The sequence below is a fragment of the Pseudomonas sp. PDM31 genome, from assembly GCF_019218965.1.
Classification (GTDB): domain Bacteria; phylum Pseudomonadota; class Gammaproteobacteria; order Pseudomonadales; family Pseudomonadaceae; genus Aquipseudomonas.
Genome location: NZ_JAHUWS010000004.1, coordinates 61,665 through 80,472, shown reverse-complemented (window position 1 = coordinate 80,472; position 18,808 = coordinate 61,665). Strand labels below are relative to the sequence as shown.

The 18,808-nt window shown below is 59.4% G+C and carries 15 protein-coding genes and 2 pseudogenes; 5 read left to right on the top strand and 12 right to left on the bottom strand.

The genetic code is table 11. The features are described from left to right. Positions 1-164 precede the first annotated feature (164 nt). On the top strand, positions 165-521 hold the full coding sequence (locus KW839_RS09220; RefSeq protein WP_060543959.1) for a DUF6124 family protein: 357 nt from the start codon (positions 165-167) through the stop codon (positions 519-521). Positions 522-707: 186 nt separating this feature from the next. Then, entirely contained in the window at positions 708-1,334 is a 627-nt protein-coding gene (locus KW839_RS09215) for a bifunctional 2-polyprenyl-6-hydroxyphenol methylase/3-demethylubiquinol 3-O-methyltransferase UbiG (RefSeq protein ID WP_060543958.1), read from the top strand. A 5-nt stretch (positions 1,335-1,339) separates the two neighbouring features. Here the strand turns inward: KW839_RS09215 and KW839_RS09210 are convergent, their stop codons facing one another. From KW839_RS09210 to KW839_RS09195, 4 genes are all read right to left on the bottom strand, one after another. Next, positions 1,340-3,589: a glycoside hydrolase gene (locus KW839_RS09210; RefSeq protein ID WP_218424142.1), complete on the bottom strand. Its 2,250-nt coding sequence runs from the start codon at positions 3,587-3,589 to the stop codon at positions 1,340-1,342. A gap of 90 nt (positions 3,590-3,679) precedes the next feature. Further along, positions 3,680-6,742, bottom strand: coding sequence for an efflux RND transporter permease subunit (locus tag KW839_RS09205; protein WP_060543956.1), 3,063 nt, complete (start codon positions 6,740-6,742; stop codon positions 3,680-3,682). Continuing rightward, on the bottom strand, positions 6,739-7,803 hold the full coding sequence (locus KW839_RS09200) for an efflux RND transporter periplasmic adaptor subunit (RefSeq protein ID WP_060543955.1): 1,065 nt from the start codon (positions 7,801-7,803) through the stop codon (positions 6,739-6,741). Before KW839_RS09200 ends, KW839_RS09205 begins: the two co-directional genes overlap by 4 nt. After that, positions 7,800-8,903 carry an efflux RND transporter periplasmic adaptor subunit gene (locus tag KW839_RS09195; RefSeq protein WP_060543954.1) on the bottom strand — a complete coding sequence of 368 codons (1,104 nt, stop codon included), beginning with the start codon at positions 8,901-8,903 and terminating at the stop codon, positions 7,800-7,802. The genes KW839_RS09200 and KW839_RS09195 overlap by 4 nt, the downstream gene beginning before the upstream one ends. Before the next feature lie 175 nt (positions 8,904-9,078). On the opposite strand from KW839_RS09195, the gene KW839_RS09190 reads away from it, so the two are divergent. Beyond that, a complete protein-coding gene (locus KW839_RS09190; protein WP_060543953.1) occupies positions 9,079-10,278 on the top strand; it encodes an AAA family ATPase in 1,200 nt (399 codons plus the stop codon). A gap of 403 nt (positions 10,279-10,681) precedes the next feature. Here the strand turns inward: KW839_RS09190 and KW839_RS09185 are convergent, their stop codons facing one another. The 4 genes and pseudogenes from KW839_RS09185 to KW839_RS09170 form a co-directional block, all read right to left on the bottom strand. Beyond that, positions 10,682-11,464, bottom strand: a complete 783-nt coding sequence (locus KW839_RS09185) for a MetQ/NlpA family ABC transporter substrate-binding protein (RefSeq protein WP_218424141.1) — start codon at positions 11,462-11,464, stop codon at positions 10,682-10,684. 271 nt (positions 11,465-11,735) lie between these two features. Continuing rightward, positions 11,736-12,659 (bottom strand): sigma 54-interacting transcriptional regulator, encoded by a 924-nt coding sequence (locus tag KW839_RS09180; RefSeq protein ID WP_218424140.1) that lies wholly within the window; start codon positions 12,657-12,659, stop codon positions 11,736-11,738. Between the two features lie 59 nt (positions 12,660-12,718). Beyond that, complete coding sequence (locus KW839_RS09175) at positions 12,719-13,300, bottom strand: alpha/beta hydrolase (RefSeq protein ID WP_218424139.1); 582 nt, start codon at positions 13,298-13,300, stop codon at positions 12,719-12,721. Positions 13,301-13,520: 220 nt separating this feature from the next. After that, positions 13,521-13,832 (bottom strand): annotated as a pseudogene (locus KW839_RS09170) (MotA/TolQ/ExbB proton channel family protein); the annotation flags it as partial. A 462-nt stretch (positions 13,833-14,294) separates the two neighbouring features. On the opposite strand from KW839_RS09170, the gene KW839_RS09165 reads away from it, so the two are divergent. Beyond that, positions 14,295-14,606: a hypothetical protein gene (locus KW839_RS09165; RefSeq protein WP_060543949.1), complete on the top strand. Its 312-nt coding sequence runs from the start codon at positions 14,295-14,297 to the stop codon at positions 14,604-14,606. Between the two features lie 52 nt (positions 14,607-14,658). Here KW839_RS09165 and KW839_RS28070 read toward each other — a convergent pair. After that, a pseudogene (locus tag KW839_RS28070) lies at positions 14,659-14,748 on the bottom strand (hypothetical protein); the annotation flags it as partial. Positions 14,749-15,135: 387 nt separating this feature from the next. Then, a complete protein-coding gene (locus KW839_RS09155) occupies positions 15,136-16,209 on the bottom strand; it encodes a fatty acid desaturase (RefSeq protein WP_218424138.1) in 1,074 nt (357 codons plus the stop codon). A 100-nt stretch (positions 16,210-16,309) separates the two neighbouring features. Here KW839_RS09155 and KW839_RS09150 point away from each other — a divergent pair, with 100 nt between their 5' ends. Further along, the gene (locus KW839_RS09150; protein WP_218424137.1) at positions 16,310-17,314 is read left to right on the top strand and encodes an AraC family transcriptional regulator; all 1,005 of its coding nucleotides are present in this window, start codon (positions 16,310-16,312) and stop codon (positions 17,312-17,314) included. Here the strand turns inward: KW839_RS09150 and KW839_RS09145 are convergent, their stop codons facing one another. Next, the gene (locus KW839_RS09145) at positions 17,315-18,547 is read right to left on the bottom strand and encodes a type II toxin-antitoxin system HipA family toxin (protein ID WP_060543945.1); all 1,233 of its coding nucleotides are present in this window, start codon (positions 18,545-18,547) and stop codon (positions 17,315-17,317) included. Continuing rightward, on the bottom strand, positions 18,540-18,788 hold the full coding sequence (locus tag KW839_RS09140) for a helix-turn-helix domain-containing protein (RefSeq protein WP_060543944.1): 249 nt from the start codon (positions 18,786-18,788) through the stop codon (positions 18,540-18,542). The genes KW839_RS09145 and KW839_RS09140 overlap by 8 nt, the downstream gene beginning before the upstream one ends. Positions 18,789-18,808: the final 20 nt, after the last annotated feature.

Sequence of the window (18,808 nt, the reverse complement as noted above, 5' to 3'; positions counted from 1 at the left end):
GTCCGGCAATTTTTTTGTCGGGAACTGAATATGGTGGCTGTGCGTGGGGCACCTTCGGGTGCACCGGTTTTCCTATTGACCGGCCTACTAACCTGCGTACAGCCGCCACCCAACGTTTAGTAGGCGAAAAGTGACGGCTCCCATGCAGCAATAGGAGCAACACAATGAAAAAATCCGTCCCCGACCCACCACCCGAAACATCCGCCCAACACGGCCCCACCGACGACCCGCCAAGAGATCGCTCCGCCCTTTACCGCGCCATCGATTTCTACCTCACCGGCGAACACCCCACCGCACCGGACGAACTTCGGTTTTACAACGTCAGCAAAGACGTGAGCTTCGAAGACACCCAACTTTACATCGCTGATCTGCTGCGCTGTGCTTCGGTGACGGCGTATCAGTGTGGTGACCACTTGCATGGGGCCGACAGGGCCATGGTGTTTTCGGTTTGGCATTTGCTGGAGATCGCCAAGGCGATGGTTGACCGGTCCATTGAATGCCTGGGGATGAAGCAGGGCTGAGTCTGGCTTTAGTGATCAGGTGTCAGTAACACCGCTTTCGCGAGCAAGCCCGCTCCCACATTGGACCAATGTCGTCCAGGAGTACGTGGTCAACTGTGGGAGTGAGCCTGCTCGCGATGGGCTGCGCAGCAGCCTGCGGCTCCATGGCGTATATTCGGCCAATCCCACTTACCTGCGCAGCCGACCATGAAACAGACACCCGACGACCTTGAGCAGATCACCTCCACCACCTTGGGCCATTACAACTCGGTGGCCGAAGGTTTTCGTGAAGGGACGCGTGACCACGATGTCAGCCAGAACATCGATGCGCTGTTGCGGCATATCCAGGGTGAGGCCCCGTTCGACATTCTCGACTTCGGCTGCGGCCCCGGTCGTGACCTGCAAACCTTCACCCGTATGGGACACAGAGCGGTTGGCCTGGATGGTTCGGAAAAGTTTGCGCAGATGGCGCACCAGGACAGCAGTTGCGAAGTCTGGCAGCAGGACTTTCTGAAACTCGATCTGCCGGCCGAACGCTTCGACGGAATTTTTGCCAACGCGGTGCTGTTTCACATTCCCCGCCAGGAGTTGCCACGGGTGTTGCAGCAGTTGCGCGAAACGTTGAAACCGGGCGGTGTGTTGTTCAGCTCCAATCCCCGGGGCGACAACCAGGAGGGCTGGAATGGACCTCGGTATGGGTCCTATCACGACCTCGCGACCTGGCAGCAGCTACTGACCAATGCAGGGTTTGTCGAGCTGGAACACTACTACCGGCCGGCGGGGCTGCCGCGAGAGCAGCAGCCCTGGCTGGCGAGTGTCTGGCGCAAGGGCTGATGCCCTCAAGGCACGGCGTCCACCCGATACCGGCTTACAGCGCCATCCGGTGACAGTACGGTAATGCTATGGCCCGGCAACGCCTGCCCCTGCACCTGGCGCGTGCGCCCATCAAAGTTCGCCCGCAGCCGCGTACCATCATCGAAAGTGGTCTGTTGCACCAGACGATCCTCGGTCAGCCAATGAAATCGCGTCATCGCCTGCGTCGCGAGGCGCTCGTGCAAGGGACGAAAGAACGCATCCTGACGCTCGATCAGCGGCAATCGCTGCTCAAGCGTCGAGGCACTCAAGTGATAGAGCGGCGGTACGTTGTAGAGCAGCTGGGCCAGCTCATTCTGCGCCCGTACGTTGCTCAGTTTCAGACTGTCGAACAGCCAATGATGGCTGGTGATGACCGAACCGTGGAATACCGCCTGATACAAAGGCAAGCGACTCGCCGGATCGAAATGAATGCGTCGGTAAGGCTCTTTCATCGGCACTTGCTTGAAGAACACCGCCGGTTGCTCCGGTGGATACCAATTGCCGAGATAGTACTCGGACTGAGGGTTTTTGCTCAGATCGACATCGCCCCAACCTATCACTGGCGTCTGCATGCCATGGGCGAACAGAACCCCCTGAGCGGTGGTCGCATTGCCGTCCTCGGACCCCGCGGGCAATTGCATGACTTCATTGATCCAGCGCGACGCCGCGATATTGCCTTCGGCATTCTGCGCCTGGGTCATCGGAGCTTCGGGGCGATAGCTGTCGAACAGCATGCCGGTAGCATAGGCATCGAGAAACCAGCTGTTAAAGCCGGCCGCCGCCTGAACCGCCTTGACCCGCGTTTGCAGCAACGATCGCACGCAGTGCGGGTCGGTGTAGTGGCCAGACTGCTGAAAACCGCTTTTCAACGTGCCGTCCTTGAGCACGACGGCGCACTCGATATTGGCCTTGTCACCCAGATGAGCGGTGGTCCAGTCCGGGTTCTCGTCACGGGCCAGTGCGGTTTCATAGGAGTCATACGGCGCCATCAGATACCCCGCCGCCACACCCGCGCGAACCGCTTCCGGATGCCAGAGACCGCCTTCCCAGCCCTCCCCGAGCCCCAGCCACAAACGTGACAGCCCGGACTTCTGCAACCGCTCCAGCGTGTCGAGCGACAAGCTCCCTCCCCAGCGCTCGGGCGTTGGAGTCAAGGCATCGGGCATGGTGTTGGCCAACTGCGCCCTCAGCTCTGCGTACCCGCCTGCAAGCGCCTGCATGTCCGGCACCGGTCGCGCCTGCCAACTTTTGCGCGCCAGGGTATTCAAAGCCCGATTGAGACCACGCAGCAGCATGGTTTTCTCGTAGTTGAACGACGCGGCGCCCTCGAGAATCTGCCTCGCTTCGGGATCCAGCCCAGTGCGCAGTTCACTGGCCAAAGCGCCTTTGCCACGCAAATGGTTGAGCAGCGCAGGCCAGTCACGCACGTCCTTGGGCCCCAACAGATCATTGCCCCACAGGTAGACATGACTGGCGCCCAACAGCTTGCTGGCCAGCGGGGTTTTTTCGATCTTGCTGCTCAAGGTTTCGTAGCGACCGTTATCGATCAGCCACTGCCTGTAGCGTTTGGCGCCCGCCAGTGGGTCGTCATCGCCGAGCAACAGCGTGAACGTCAACGGCGTTGTGGGCTTGAGCGAGGTGAACTGGTGTCGCGCAGTCAGCGCCAGGGCCTTGCCTTCGGCGCTGAAGGTCAGTTGATTGTTATAAGGATTGGTCATCAGCCAGTTCAGGGTGAACCCGTCGTGGTCGACACCCCACAGCGGCAGGCTCAGGTCCTGGGTGGTGTTGAAGCGGGCTTGTTCCAAGAGAAAATCACGCCAGACCGGATCATTCGCGGGCACATAACGCCCCTCCGCCAGAGGCCAGACCAGCCCCTTGCCCATTGCAGTACCGGGCTGGTGCAGGAAGTCCAGATCCCCGGGTTTGCTTGCGGTGATCGAGAACGACAGTTCGTTCTGTTCAAGGCGGACACTGAGCACCCAGGCGCCATCATCCCATTTCCAGTCGAGGCGATGACCCTGCCGGACGAGCTCACTGACCTTGTGCCCGGCCACCCCCGCCGATGCCTGAACCGCCGCCCTGCCCGATGGTGTGACGCGAATGGCCAGGGTCGCGGGATCGAGCTCGATACGCCACTGGGGATTTTCCAGTACGGTCGTGGCCGCCACGCCGGACGACAGGCACAGGCCTGCCAGAAGCAATACATGGCGCAACCAGTAAACGACGGTAGACATCCAGCGACCCTCCTCCAAATGGAGAAGGGACGCTAATGCAATTCACCGGCGTTGTAAGTCAGACCGTTCCCAAAAATGTAACCGGAAAGATCATGGAGCAGAAACCGATGAGTCGTTCTTCGGCTCGCGAATCTTGTACCAAGCCACATACAACGCCGGCAGAAACAGCAGTGTCAGCAAGGTCGCGACGATGATCCCGCCGATCATCGCGTAGGCCATCGGCCCCCAGAACACCTCCCGCGCAATCGGGATCATGCCCAGGCTCGCCGCCGCCGCCGTCAACAGGATCGGGCGGCGCCGGTGCTCGGTCGCCTGGAACACCGCATCCCACGGCGCATAGCCTTTCTCCTCGTACTCGTGGATCTGCGTGACCAGGATTACCGAGTTGCGGATGATGATGCCGATCAGCGCGAGAATCCCCAGGATCGCCACAAAGCCCATGGGTGTGCCGGTTGGCACCAGCGCGATCACCACACCGATCAGCCCCAGCGGCGCAACGCTGGCCACCAGGAACATCTTCTGCACGCTGTGCAACTGGATCATCAGGAAGGTCGCCATCAGGAACAGCATCAATGGCACCACCTTGGCAATCGGCCCCTGGGCCTTGCCGCTTTCCTCTACGGTACCGCCAGTGGCGACCTTGTAGCCTGCGGGCAGTTTTTCGGCAAAGGCGTCGATCGACGGCTTGAGGATTTTCACCAGGTCCGTCGGCTGGATCTCGTCGCGAATCGCCGCCTTGATGGTGATGGTCGGCAGACGATCACGACGCCATACCAAGGGTTGCTCAAGCTCGTAGCGCACAGTGGCGAAGGCCAGCAGCGGAATCGACGTTCCATTCGGTGTGACGATCTGCAGGTTCTGCAGGGTGTCCGGGGTGCCACGCTCGGAATCCACCGCGCGGCCGACCACGTTGATCAGGTAGATATCATCATCGACCTGAGTCACCGGCGCGCCACTGACAATGCCATTCAACAGTTCGGAGACGTCCTCGGAAGAGAGTCCGAGCTGCCGTGCCTTGTCCTGGGCAATGTCGATACGCAGGACTTTGCCCGGTTCGTTCCAGTCATAGATGATCTCGCCGATGTGCGGGTTCTTGTCCAGCTCGGTAGCCAGGTCGATGGCATGTCGCCGCACCTGGTCGATGTCCTTGCCGCTGACCCGGTACTGGATCGGACGCCCGACGGGCGGGCCCATTTCCAGGGCCTGGACGTAAGCGCCGATGCCGACGAAGTCATTGCGCAGGCGCTCACGCAGTTTCTGCATCATGGCCTCGCGGGACTCGCCTTTGCTGACGATCACCAACTGCGCGTAGAACGGGTTTTGCAGTTGCTGGTCCAGTGGCAGGTAGAAACGGATCGCGCCCTGGCCGATATAGGTGCTCCAGCGCACGATGTCCGGATCGCCCTTGAGTGTGGCTTCGAGACGGTCCACGGCCCGGCGGGTTTCATCGAGCGAGGCGTTTTGCGGAAGGTTCAGGTCCACCAGGATTTCCGGGCGGTCCGAAGACGGGAAGAACTGGTTCTGCACGAAGCGCATGCAGAACACCGACAGCACGAACAACAGCACGGTAAAGCCGATGGCCCACCAGCGATTGCGCATGGCCCACAGCAAGCCGCCATTGAACGCCTTGCCGATGCGCCCGGGTTCACCCTCGTGGGGTTTCACATTGGTGCTGAGGATGTGCACGCCGATCACCGGCGCGAACAGTACCGCCACCACCCAGGACACCAGCATCGCACAGGCAATCACCGCAAACAGTGTGTAGGTGTATTCACCGGCGGAACTGGCGTTCAAGCCAATCGGCACGAAACCCGCCACTGTCACCAGTGTACCGGTGAGCATCGGGAAGGCCGTGGAGGTGTAGGCAAAGGTGGCCGCCTGCTCCTTGGTCTCGCCCATTTCCAGGCGCGTGACCATCATTTCCACGGTGATCATGGCATCGTCCACCAGCAGGCCCAGGGCAATGATCAGGGCGCCGAGGGAGATCCGCTGCATGGTGATGCCGCTGTACTCCATGAACACGAAGACCATCGCCAACACCAGCGGGATCGAGCACGCCACCACCAGACCGGCACGCACGCCCAGGCTGACGAAGCTGACCAGCAGCACGATCACCACCGCCTCGAACAAGGCACTGGTAAAGCCGCCGACGGCCTCTTCCACCACTACGGCCTGATCGGAGACGTTGAAGATGCCAACACCCACGGGCAAGTCAGCGGTCAACTGATCGATACGGGCATGCAGGGCCTTGCCGAACGCCTGGACATTGCCCCCGGTCTGCATGGCAATTGCCAGGCCGATGGCGGGTTTGCCGTTGAAGCGGAATTCCGGCGACGCCGGGTCGACGTAGCCACGGCGGATATCGGCAATGTCGGCCAGACGATAGAAGCGGTCGTTGAGCTTGAGGTTGACCTCGGCGAGGTCTTTCTCCGACGCGAACTGCCCGGAGGTACGCACCGAAATCCGCTCCGGTCCCGCTTCGATGACACCTGCCGGTGTCACGGCGTTCTGCGATTGCAGGCTCTGTATCACCTGGCGCTGATCGATGCCGAGCGCCGCGAGTTTGCGCGTGGAGAAGTTCAGATACAGCACTTCGTCCTGCTGGCCGACCATCTCGATCTTGCCCAGCCCCGGCACACCGCGAATCTCGGCGCGGGCCTGTTCCACGTAGTCGCGCAACTGGCGCATGGTCAGGCCATCGGCGGTAAACGCATAGATCGAACCGAACACATCACCAAATTCGTCGTTAAACCCCGGGCCTTGCATGCCTTGGGGGAACTGGCCGCGAATGTCGTTGATCTTCTTGCGCACCTGGTACCAGATTTCCGGGATGTCCTTGGCCTGGGTGGTATCGCGCAGGTACACATACACCGTCGATTCGCCGGGGCGTGTATAGCTCTTCACATAGTCGAGCGAGTCGAGCTCTTCGAGCTTTTTCTCGATGCGGTCGGTGATCTGCTTGAGGGTTTCCTCCTGGGTCGCCCCTGGCCACTTGCTCTGGATCACCATGGTCTTGATGGTGAACGAGGGGTCTTCTTCACGCCCCAGGTTGAAATACGAGAACACACCCATGAGCAAGGCGACGAACATCAGGTACCAGATGAACGACTGATGCTTGAGGGCCCATTCCGAGAGGTTGAAAGGCCCTTTCATTGACTGTCCTCGTCGAATTTCACTTTCTGCCCCGGTTTGAGGCTGTTGACTCCGGCACTGACCACGCGCTCGCCGTTTTTCACGCCGTCAGCCAACACAGCGGTGCTGTCGGTGCGGCTGATGACCTGAACCTCACGTGGCGATACGGTTTTGCTCTGTGGATCAATCACCCAGATGCGTGGCTTGCCGTCGACATCCTGCAGCGCCGTGAGCGGCAGTTCGATGCGCGGCTTGATGGCCGAACTCAGGGTAACGCTGATGGCCGTGCCCAAACGGAAGCCCGGCGGCGTTTGCGCCAGCGTCAGGCGCGCGCGACGGGTACGTGTGGCGCTTTGAGCCTGGGGTTCGATTTCACGGATGACCGCGGTGGTGTTGGTGTCCGGATCAAGTTGCGCGGCGACCAGGAACACCACGTCACTGGGCAGTTGATCCACCAGGGTATTGGGCAGATCGATCACCGCCTCCTTGATGTCTGGCTGCGCGAGTGTCACCACTTGCTGACCGGCCGACACCACTTGCCCGGCTTCGGCGTTCCACGCGGTGACCACGGCTTTGTGGTCGGCACGCAACTCGGTGTAGCCGAGCTGATCTTTGCTCTGGTCGACCGCCGCCCGAGCCTGATCGAGCGACGCCTGGGTGGTTTTCAGGTCGGTATTGGCGGCGTCCAGCTGCGCCTGTGCACCCACCCCGCGATCAAACAAGGCTTGTTGACGCAGGGCCGTGGCCTTGGCATTGATGAATTGCGCCTGGACCTTCGCCAGATCGCCCTGGGCCGAACGCAACTGGTTTTGCTGGTCGGACGGATCAAGCGTGGCGAGCAAGGTGTCTTTCTCGACCTCCGCGCCGACATCGACGTTACGGCTGGCGATGCGCCCTGCGACCCGGAAGCCGGTATTGCTTTCGTAACGCGCCTGAATGCTGCCGGCAAACCGGCCCAGGTCCTCTTCGCTCAAGGCCTCTACCTTGATCGACAGCACCGGCCGCACCGGCTCCGGCGGCGGCTCTTTTTCGGAACAGGCGCTCAGCACCAGTGCGATGGACAATGCCCATAAAGGCCTCATGGCTTGGCTTCCCACGTCAAATCCTTGTAAGTGTTTTCGGCAATTTCGACTTCCATGCCCGGGTGCAACAGCTGCCCACCGGCGATGATGACTTTTTCCCCACCTTCCAGCCCGCCACTGATGATGACCTTGCCGGTCAGGTAACGGCCGACCGTGACGGTATGCAACTGCGCCTGGCCCTTGTCATCGACAATCCAGACGGCAGGCTCACTGATGTTTTTGGTCAGCGCCGACCAGGGCAGCTCTATGACCGACTTGCCCGACCCCCGGGCCGTTGCGCTGACGACCGAGCCCAGTTCCATGCCTGCAGGCACGCTGTTGAGGCCGACCTTGACCTGCACGGTACCGGACTGCGCCGACACCGCCGGCGTGACTTCACGCACCGTTCCGGTGGTTTTGATGGCGGGGTTATCAAGCAGACTGAGGACAATGGTCTGATCCTTCGGTTTCTCCGCCAGCAGTGCTTCATAAACGTTGAACACTGCGTCCCGATCGCCATCGCGGGCAAGGCTGAACACCGGCATCGTCGCCTGCACCACCTGGCCGACTTCAGCCTGACGCGCCGTAATGATGCCGGGAGCATCGGCCACCAGCGCGGTGTAGCTCAGTTGATCCTTGGCGTTGGCGAGTTGCGCCTGGGCGGCACTCAAGGCGCTTTGGCTACTGCGCAGCGCGGCCTGGGCCGAATCGTATTCACTCTGGCTGGTGTAGCCCTTGGGCAGGAGTTTCTGCTGACGCACGAACGCCGCGGCACTCTGCGTGACCCGGGCCTGCTCGGCGAGCACTTGCGCCTGGGCCGAATCGACACTGGTCTGCAAATCCTTGGGATCGAGCCGGGCCAGCACTTGCTTGGCCGTCACCCGATCACCGACATCAACCGAACGCTGGATGATTTTGCCGCCGACGCGAAAGGACAACTCGGTTTGCACGCGGGGCTGAATGTCACCTGTCAGGGTGATCGGGGCGGCGTAATCCGCCGGTTTTACTTCCTGGACGAACACCCGCGGTAGATATTCCGCTACAGGCTTTTCCTTTTCGCAGGCGGTCAGCAAGGTGACAACGCCCAAGGCCACTACACTTTTCAATCCGGGGACCCGCATGCAAACTCCTTGGCCTTTTTTTAAACAACACGACAGAGAGCTTAGAACAGGCGTCCGGCCTTGCACACCGCTCATTTAAAAAGAAAAACTGCTCCTGCCTGCGCCCGAAAGTGCTTGCGCCAGACGCCTGCGCATGTCGGACAATAGGACCCGGTCGCTCGTTCCAGGTAATCACATGCTCAAGACCCTCGCGGTAGCCAATTACCGTTCGATCAACAAACTGGTGATCCCCCTGGGCCGCCTGAACCTGATCACCGGCGCCAATGGCAGTGGCAAATCCAATTTGTACCGAGCCTTGCGCCTGCTCGCGGAAACCGCCCAGGGCGGCGTGGTCAACGCCCTGGCGCGCGAGGGTGGCCTGGATTCGACCTTCTGGGCCGGCCCGGAAAACATCAGCCGACGCATGCGCAACGGCGAGGTCCCGGTGCAAGCTTCTGTGCGCCAAGGCGTAAAACGCCTGCGACTCGGGTTTACCGGGGAAGACTTCGGCTATTCCATCAGCCTCGGCCTGCCCGATTCCAACGGTCATTTCATGTTGCCCGGGCAAAGCACCCCCATTCCCTCGCGCTTCAGCCTCGACCCGCAAATAAAGCGCGAGTGCCTGTGGGCCGGGCCGTTCTATCGCCCGGCGAGCCTGCTGGTGGATCGCGAGGGCCCGAGGATCCGCGCCCGGGTCGACCGTAGCTGGGACGTACTGGCGCAGCACACGCCGAATTTCGACAGTTTGTTTGATCAGGTCGGCAGCCTGCGCGCTTCTCCAGAGGTTCTGGAGATGCGCGAATTCATCCGCCGCTGGCGCTTTTACGATCACTTTCGCAGCGACGCCGACGCGCCGGTGCGCCAACCGCAACTGGGCACGCGCACGCCGGTGCTGCATCACGATGGCCGCGACCTGGCGGCAGCCTTGCAGACCATCATCGAAATTGGTGACCCCGAAGCATTGCGGGCCGCAATCAGCGACGCCTTTCCCGGTGCACGGCTGCATATCGAGCCACTGGCGGGCGGACGTTTTGCTATCGAGTTTTATCAGGAAGGGTTGTTGCGACCGCTTTCGGCGGCGGAATTGTCGGACGGCACATTGCGTTATCTGCTGCTGGTGGCGGCGCTGCTGACACCTCGCCCGCCGACCCTGATGGTGCTCAACGAACCGGAAACCAGCCTGCACCCGGACCTGCTGCCGGCATTGGCACGCTTGATTATCCGGGCATCAGAACAGTGCCAGGTGTGGGTGGTGTCCCATGCCCGGCGATTGATTTCGGCGTTGCAGGAGGACCCGGAGTGTAACTGCATCGTGCTGGAGAAAAACCTGGGGCAGACCGGGATTGTCGGGCAGCGAGTGCTTGATGAGCCCGCGTGGTATTGGCCGGATGCATGACTGACGTTTGGCGCTGTTCTATCGGCTGTTGCGATGGCAAATGAATGGCGAGTCATGCTCTGAGAATTCCGAATTTTCCGGGCAGCGGAGGACATCCTTTTTCGTTTGCGCCGCAGGACGGATCTTTTTTTCAGATTGCCACTCCAAGGACGGATCGCGTTTGGCCAGACTCCCCCGGCCGAACAATCACAAGGACGGGAAAATGGCAGACGTGGAAGTGCCCCAGCGGCTGGACCCGCAAGATATCGTGAAGTTGTTGATGGCATTGCACAAGGCGTTGAAGGCGCGGACGGCGACGGCCTGAGACGACCGTTCCCATGCTCTGCGTGGGAACGATCATAAAAAACGCCGACGCTCTATCAGCCGTCGGCGTTTGAAACCTTGAAGGGGTTTACCTGGCGAATCAGAACGCCGGCAGTACCGCGCCGCTGTACTTCTGCGCGATGAAGGCTTTCACTTCAGGGCTGGTCAGGGCCTTGGCCAGTTTCTGGATGGCTGCGCTGTCCTTGTTGTCCGGACGAGCGACCAGGAAGTTCACGTAAGGCGAATCGGCACCTTCGATCACCAGCGCATCTTTAGCCGGGTTCAGGCCCGCTTCCAGCGCGTAGTTGGTGTTGATCATGTCCAGGTCAACCTGATCCAGCACTCGCGGCAACATCGCCGATTCAAGCTCCTTGAACTTGAAGTTGTGCGGGTTCTTGGCGATGTCTTTCGGCGTGGCCAGGGCGTTTTTCGGGTCTTTGAGCTCGATCAGGCCAGCCTTCTGAAGCAGGATCAGGGCACGGCCGCTGTTGCTGCCTTCGTTCGGGATAGCGATGGTCGCGCCGTCTTTCAGTTCGGCCAGGGTTTTGACTTTCTTCGAGTAGCCGCCGAACGGTTCGACGTGCACGCCGATCACGGTCACCAGGTTGGTGCCTTTGCCTTCGTTGAAGCTTTTCAAGTATGGCAGGGTCTGGAAGTAGTTGGCATCCAGACGCTTCTGGTCGACCTGTACGTTTGGCTGAACGTAGTCGGTGAATACTTTGATTTCCAGGTCCACGCCTTCTTTGGCGAGGGTTGGCTTGATCAGTTCGAGAATCTCGGCGTGTGGAACAGGGGTCGCCGCAACTATCAGTTTCTCGCCAGCCTGGGCCAGGCCCGCGGTCAGGGCAGCCGCCAGTGCGGTGAACAACAGAACCTTTTTCATGCAGTGTCCTTATCGAAAATCACAGTCGCTTGTGGCGACGGCTAAATATGAAGGTGCCAGCGAAGTGCTATCGCTGGCGTGACGCGGACAATACCGGGATTTTTTATTCCCGAACAATATCTTTTATTCACTTTCATATTCCATTTTGTTCATACAGCTCTAACTCGCGCATTCCATGTTGGAGCGAGCCTGCTCGCGGTGGTCGTCAACAATAACGCTGGTGTCCTGACACCCCGCGGCGCTCTCAGGTTCATCGCGAGCAGGCTCGCTCCTACAGGAGGCCAGTTTGCTTAAGTATTTGTTTCAGAGCGTCTTTTTCGGCGTCGGAACCCGTGTCGAGAATCAGCTGGAGTTGTCGTTCAATTTGCACCAATCCGTCATCCGGCAAATTCAAATGCTCAGGCAAAATCTCGTCACCTGTGCTCACCAGCAGCGCAAAGTGAATGATGTTTTCCAGCTCCCGGGTGTTGCCGGGCCAACTGTGGCGCTCCAGCACAGCTTGTGCCGCCTCGCTGATCAACGGCACCGGCAGTTCCAGGCGCTGGCTGTAAATGCCAAGGAAATACTCGGCCAGCGACAGAATGTCGCCCGTGCGCTCACGTAACGCCGGCAACTCCAGTTGCCCCTCACTGAGATAGTGATAAAGCCGCTCATGAAATTTCCCGGCAGCGACCGCTTGGGCCAGGTCGATGCTGGTGGCTGCCACTAACCGCACATCCACGGGGCTTGGCTGATAAGCGCCGACGCGGGTCACTTCGTGGTTTTCCAGAGCGGCGAGCAATTTGATCTGAATCGCCAGCGGCAGGTCGCCAATTTCATCCAGGTATAAGGTGCCGCCATTGGCCGACCCAAACCAACCCGCGCGACTGCTCGCCGAACCGCTGAAACTGCCCGCCGCGTAGCCGAACAGTTCAGCGTCGGCATAGGTCGGGCTGATCGCGCCGCAGTTGACCGAAACGAACAACCCGCCACGATCACTGGCGCGATGGATATGCCGCGCCAACAATTCCTTGCCGGTACCGGTTTCGCCACGGATCAGCACCGAGATGGCGCGCGGGGCCAGTAGCTCCAGGTCCTGGCGTAACTGGCGGGAACGCGGATCGACGAACACCAGCGCCTTGGCGCGAATGCTCAGGGGACTTTTTTCAGCATCGGGGAACGTCAGCAGTGGCTGACCGAATGTTTCAAAACTCATGGCAGACTCCCGCCCAAAGCCGCCGGGAGGCGGGGGGCCGATTCACAAAACAAGAAGGTTCAGGCGCGACGCAGGGCGTGATGCTCCATGCGGTTCTGCAGACGATAGAGGTAAGCAAAACCCTGCTCCCAGCGCTGATGACCGGACTTCACATTGATGTGCCCGGCCCCCGCCAGAATCCCCGCCTCGGCCCCCCAATTGCGCGCCAGCTCCAGGGCTCGCGGCGCACTGACGGCGCTGTCGTTGTCGGAGCTGACGACCTGGCTCGGGAATGGCAGCAAGTGCGTCGGGATCGGCGCGAAGTTGCGCAGGGCCGGTGCACAGGCAGGGCGTTCTACGTCCGCCGGGGCGACCAGCAAGGCGCCACGCACCTGACGCAAAAACTGCACAGGCGCAGTCGCCGCCCAATGCGCGACGGTGATGCAACCCAGGCTATGGGCGATCAGGATCACTGGCGTGCTATCGGCGGCAATCGCCTCGGCCAGCGCCGCCACCCAGTCTTCACGACGCGGTGTCAGCCAGTCAGACTGCTCAACCCGTGCGCTGTTCGGCAGGCTGTTCTGCCAGTGGCTTTGCCAATGATCTTCTGGCGATCCTTGCCAGCCCGGCACAATCAGGTAGCGAATTGATTCGTTGCGCATGGGGGGAGCTCTCCTGCTGCGTGTCTGTTCCCGGTCGAGTATAGGGAGGAGATTTATATTCGTTAAGGAATAAGAAGCTATTTATTAAGATCCATATCGAATAACACATACCCCTTTGGGGGCTTTGTTTCAGGCAAAAAAAGGGCCGCACCCTGCCAAGGAGACGGCCCCGGAAAATCGAAAACCTTTCAGCGCGCGGTAATCACCGACAGCTTGGTGATCCCTGCCCGCTCGAGCGGCGCTCACGCACGATCTGCTTGCACAAGGCCCTTTCAAGGCGATCCTGATGATTGATCGCCTGGCTCAGGTCCGCCGCTTGTTGCGCCTCGCCCACCTGAATTGCCGCGTAACCGGTCTGCGCTACCCGCGCTGCAGCGCCGGGTTGGGTTTCGGCCAACTCCGCCGCTGAATCCAGACTCGAAGCGGCCCAGAACTGTTTATGAAACCTGCGATCCTGCACCTTGAGGCGGCCAAACTGCACACCCTTGAGCAATGCCAGCCCCCAGGTGGCGACGGAAAAAACCACCAACAGTCAGATCACCGCGCTTTCAATGGATGCAAGTGGAGATGCCAGTAACGTCATGGTGTATTCCTCGTGTAAACGTTTCGCGCGAATTTGGTTTCGGTTTAATGAATCTTGAAATCGATGGTCGTACTGAACATCCCCCGACGACCTCTGGATGGAAGAATCATTGGCCGAAACGCTTAGCTTCGGAAGTAATATTTAAAGTTAAATATAGAACTTTAAGGAATATATAAAACTTCCGAATTGCTACACGCCTTGATCCGTAAAGGGTCGGGGCCACAGGCCGAGACTGCATGCTTTCAAGGCATGGAAAATATTCCCGGACGGCATGATTCATACGGTCTCAAGCCGGTGCACACGCCGTCTTACAACAGCAGGATTGCTAAAGGGCAGCTACACGCTTTAGAACAACAACAGTTGTACCAACGTTAAATACCGCTTCATTCAATCAACTCAGGATGAGTACCCATGACATTCACTACCCGCCTGCTGACTTACATGGCGCTGTTATTGGCGCCGTTATCGCTTTTTGCGGCCACTACCAAGGACCAGGAACCGATTGAACTCGAGATCAGCAACAAGACCAGTTACCCCATCAATGTCTTCCAGAGGCAGTGGAAGGGCGTCGTGTTACCGGATGAGCGCTTTGAGGCCAGGGATTACCAAAACGCCACGGTGACGATTTCCACTTCGACGCCCGAGGCAGTCATCCGGTTTGTCTCGCTGAGCAATGGCAAGGGCTGCAAGGCGCAAACCTGCGTCCTGGTCACCGGCAATTGAGGCGTCTGTCTCCCGCGCGCAGCCCTGGGTAGCCGCGGGAGACAGTTGCTGCTTAAAAGTCGTAGCGACCCGTCACACCCAGGGTCCGCGGCGCACCGAGCAGGCCTTCATAGCCGCCGTTGGCTGCCGTCCAGAGCGTGGTGAGGGTTGCATAAGTGAGGAGGTCGTCGGTGACGCGGTAGCTGAGGTTCAGTAAGCCAGAAGGGCTGGAGCTGTACTGATTCAAGTCGCCGGAGTCATACGCCCCGGCACGACCACGCCTTGCCGCGTTGACCAGCGTTGCACCAGCGGCGCTGGCCCGTGCCTGATACAGATTGACGCCGTTGATGGTTGGCCCGGTGGCCGGCGTGCGCCATCCGGGCAAGCAATGGCACGGCAAGCCTCGCCGTTTCAGCCGGATTGATGTTGTCTGAACTATCGCTATCGCGAGCAGGCTCCCACAGTGGGTCGTCTTTGGACTCACTATTTGAGTACAACAGAGGTCCCCTGTGAGCGAGCCTGCTCGCGATGAGGCCATCATCGACACTCATCAAGCCTGCGCTGTACGCACCTCTTCCTGCACCCCGACATCCTTGCGCACAAACCGGTTGGCCCGCGCAAACGTACCAAAATCATTAAAGCGCACACCCATTTCGCGCATCACCTTATGTCCAACCGGCACGGTCATCTGGCGGATGTAAAACGGTTCCTTCACCACAAAATGGTGGATGCCATGGCTACTGCCGAAGTTGAAGCAGAATGCCTGCAACGGCCACAACCACCATGCATGCAGCACCTGGCACTGCTGCATCACATTCCCCGGCTCGATGTCACCGTAGTAATGCATGTTTGAGCTGATGAAGTGCAAACAGAACGTACGCAGCACGTTCGGGCCGATGATCACCACTGCCGCGATATCGATCACCTGCATCACCGACAGCGTCATCGCCGACCACTCGATCGGCGCGCCCATCAAGTACGCGATACCGTTCGCTGCGTGGAAGCCGAGAAACACATACCAAGCGCCCCAATGTACAAGTGCCAGCGGCGCGTAGACCTTCAGGGTGCGCTTGATGATGCTTAATTTGCGCGCCCAGGTTGGCGCCCGGAGCATGCGGATGAACGCCGACATGATGTTGTCGCCAATCATCAAAAACCGTGCGAACCCCCATGGTTCACCATTGGTGATGGCGCGCTCTTCCATATCGGTTTCAGTGCCGGACACCTTGTGGTGGTTGAGATGCAGATGGCGGCGAATCCACGGATTGATCGTGCTCGGCCGCGCCAGCCACACCAGCCCCATCATCAGGTTGTGCGGCACCCGCTGCTTGCGGAAGTACATGCTGTGAATCAGGTCGTGTTCCAGCTCGTGGGTCAGCGAGGCGAAAAAGGCATTGAGCAGCAGGCAGACCCACCAGGCCATGTGCCCGGTCATGTACAACGCCGCCGAACCGACCATACCGATCAGCGCGAAGGCCAGAATGCCCGCGCCAAGGGCGTCCTGATGCTTAAGAATCGGATACTGTTTACGCAGTTCGACGCCTCTGGCCAGCACCACTTCGCGAATATGTGCCGATCGTTGCGCTGCATTCAGTCGCTGGGCACTTGCAGAAGTACGGTCCATGCTTCCATCCTCTGGTTATTGATGTTCGCATCCTGCCTTGCGAATCTTCACAACGCGGTAGCCGTGAACGCCAACCTGTTGACCGGAAGCGCCAATCAGCATGAGTGAACCGACCTCCCTTGCCAGCTGGACCCGCGCTCTGCGCAAGCAACTCGATGCCCTGGGCATCGACAGCGGCGCACTGTGCCATCAAGCAGGCCTCGACCCACACTTGATGGACGACCCGAACGCTCGTTACCCGTTGTCTGGCACCACGCGGCTGTGGGAACTGGCGGTGCAGGTCAGCGGCGACCCGGCGATTGGTTTGCGCGTATCGCGCTTTGTCAGCCCGACTACGTTCCACGCGCTGGGCTACGCATTGGTGGCCAGCGGCAGTCTGCGCGAAGTGTTCGAGCGCATCGTGCGTTATCACCAGGTGGTCAGCGATGCCCTGGAGCTGGAGCTGATCCGGGCAGAGGATCGCTACCATTTCAGTCTGAAAATTCCGCCTGGCAATCCGGCACCGGCCTTCGAGGCCATCGATGCCTTCATGGCGATCTACGTGCGCACTTGCCGTAATCGCCTGGGTCGTGACTACGCACCGTTGGCGGCGTTCCTGCGGCGCCCGGAACCGCTGGACGCGCATCAATGGCACAAGGTATTCCGCTCACCGGTGCACTTCGGCGCCGAGGAAGACCGGCTGGAATTCGGCCTCCTGGACTTCGACAGCCATCTGGACGATGCCAACCCGGAACTGGCCGAACACAACGAAACCGTGCTCAAGAGAACCCTGGCGCAACTCAAGCCGCTGACGTGGGAGCGCAAGGTTCGTGATGCCATTGAGGAGCAGTTGCCCGAAGGCGAACCCAGCGCCGAGCACATCGCCAAGGCCCTGCACTTGAGCCTGCGCAGTTTGCAGCGGCACCTGGCCGATGAAGGCTGCCGGTTCGATACGCTGCTCAACGAAAGTCGGGAAAATCTGGCGCTGCTGCACCTGCGTGACCCGCAAGTGTCATTGAGTGAGATCAGCTATCTGCTCGGCTTCGCTGACACCAGCAGTTTCAGCCGCGCATTCAAACGCTGGACCGGCATGACGCCGGGGCAGTTTCGGGATGGGTTGCGCTGATCAGTTTTTCACGAGACTGCGTGCCATGCCTGAGCGCCATTGCTCAATCATCGATTCGCCAACGCTGGTAAAACCTCGGTTAACCTTGATGTAATCAGCCATTTCGTTCATCGCCACGTCCATGCCATGGGCCACTTGTTGCAGCAATTCATTGCAACGCCCTTCCGTCAGATTGCAGGCCGACCGGCCAAAACGCATCAGCATTTTGTACTTGGGCCATGCTTTCGACCCACCGAGCAACAACGCCATGCTGTCGGTCTTTATGTAGACCGAAGTGGTGATGACGTCGTAGGCCGGTGCGAGGCGGATCTGCGTATCGGAACCACAATGATCGTACAGCACACCAAAGTTCTTGAGGTGAGCGTCTCCATTCTTCAGGCCCGACGAGAGCGCAACAATCTTGAAAAAAGATTCAAGCGCCCGGTTGAGCAATGGCGGGGAGACAAACTCTTTGATCTGCCTGGCGGCACCTTCGTATGAACCATCGTACTTGGCCTTTGATGGCCAAGCATTGAGAACACAGAAATCCTCGAACCCCAAATACCCTTGGTCGTTCAGGTCGAAGCGTTCGACAATCAGAAATTTTCCGTGCTCACTGAGTTCAAATTTCGGCACTTCAAGACCCGAATGCAACGCGGCCCGCATGCAAAAATATTCGTTGGCCGCAAGCTCAGGGTATTCCTCTGGACGGAACGATTTGACCAAGTGAGTCGCGCCGCGATGAGTCAAACGGTCAACGACTGTCTCACTATCGCGGATAAGCACTTTGGGCTGCACGCCGGAAACGCCCGAATACTGGCCATACGTCTGTAATAGTTCTTCGAATAAACCTTGGGCACCGTCGTGAACCAAAAGATCAGCGAGGCTGGTGTCAGGTGGACAGTCGCTCCCATCTTGCGCACTTGCAATCCCCACTCGACCGAGCTGGTAGGGTCCGACGATTGCCAGCATGGAAAAATCATCAAACCCTCTGACCGCTTTACTGAAGCGACGAACCAATTCGTCGCGCAGGGCACCTTCTGGCAGGTTCATTTCGAAAATCGGCGGTACACCTTGCTCCCACGTATAACTTTCCAAGCGAGCCGGCATCGTCAACGAAACCGAATTCTCTTCCTGCGTGCTTTCGGAATAGGTAAAAACTGAATCGCTGCGAGGTTGACCACGACCGAGAATGCCGACCGCAGCGTCGGAGACGCTGATGTGCAGCCGGTCAATTTTCTGCCGCTCATCCATGGAAATTAACCTTCTTCAGAGAGTCCAGCGTTGGACGCGTTGACTGGCGAGGTACGGCGGTAAGCTCATACCCAAATCCATTGAGGATCGCCTCAACCTTGCGCAGACCAATTTCGGAGATGGAGCTGTTCTCGATACCCGATATCGTAGAGCGGCTCATTCCATACTGTTCTGCCAGCGCTTGCTGGGTAAGCTTTTGCTTTTTGCGTAGTGTACGAATCAGTTCACCAAGGTTTTCCATTCAAAAATCCTGCATCGTAT

Bases quoted from the DNA above. Each gene is read 5' to 3' on its own strand.
- KW839_RS09220 (WP_060543959.1), top strand. From the start codon at position 165: ATGAAAAAATCCGTCCCCGACCCACCACCCGAAACATCCGCCCAACAC.
- KW839_RS09215 (WP_060543958.1), top strand. From the start codon at position 708: ATGAAACAGACACCCGACGACCTTGAGCAGATCACCTCCACCACCTTG.
- KW839_RS09210 (WP_218424142.1), bottom strand. From the start codon at position 3,589: ATGTCTACCGTCGTTTACTGGTTGCGCCATGTATTGCTTCTGGCAGGC.
- KW839_RS09205 (WP_060543956.1), bottom strand. From the start codon at position 6,742: ATGAAAGGGCCTTTCAACCTCTCGGAATGGGCCCTCAAGCATCAGTCG.
- KW839_RS09200 (WP_060543955.1), bottom strand. From the start codon at position 7,803: ATGAGGCCTTTATGGGCATTGTCCATCGCACTGGTGCTGAGCGCCTGT.
- KW839_RS09195 (WP_060543954.1), bottom strand. From the start codon at position 8,903: ATGCGGGTCCCCGGATTGAAAAGTGTAGTGGCCTTGGGCGTTGTCACC.
- KW839_RS09190 (WP_060543953.1), top strand. From the start codon at position 9,079: ATGCTCAAGACCCTCGCGGTAGCCAATTACCGTTCGATCAACAAACTG.
- KW839_RS09185 (WP_218424141.1), bottom strand. From the start codon at position 11,464: ATGAAAAAGGTTCTGTTGTTCACCGCACTGGCGGCTGCCCTGACCGCG.
- KW839_RS09180 (WP_218424140.1), bottom strand. From the start codon at position 12,659: ATGAGTTTTGAAACATTCGGTCAGCCACTGCTGACGTTCCCCGATGCT.
- KW839_RS09175 (WP_218424139.1), bottom strand. From the start codon at position 13,300: ATGCGCAACGAATCAATTCGCTACCTGATTGTGCCGGGCTGGCAAGGA.
- KW839_RS09165 (WP_060543949.1), top strand. From the start codon at position 14,295: ATGACATTCACTACCCGCCTGCTGACTTACATGGCGCTGTTATTGGCG.
- KW839_RS09155 (WP_218424138.1), bottom strand. From the start codon at position 16,209: ATGGACCGTACTTCTGCAAGTGCCCAGCGACTGAATGCAGCGCAACGA.
- KW839_RS09150 (WP_218424137.1), top strand. From the start codon at position 16,310: ATGAGTGAACCGACCTCCCTTGCCAGCTGGACCCGCGCTCTGCGCAAG.
- KW839_RS09145 (WP_060543945.1), bottom strand. From the start codon at position 18,547: ATGGATGAGCGGCAGAAAATTGACCGGCTGCACATCAGCGTCTCCGAC.
- KW839_RS09140 (WP_060543944.1), bottom strand. From the start codon at position 18,788: ATGGAAAACCTTGGTGAACTGATTCGTACACTACGCAAAAAGCAAAAG.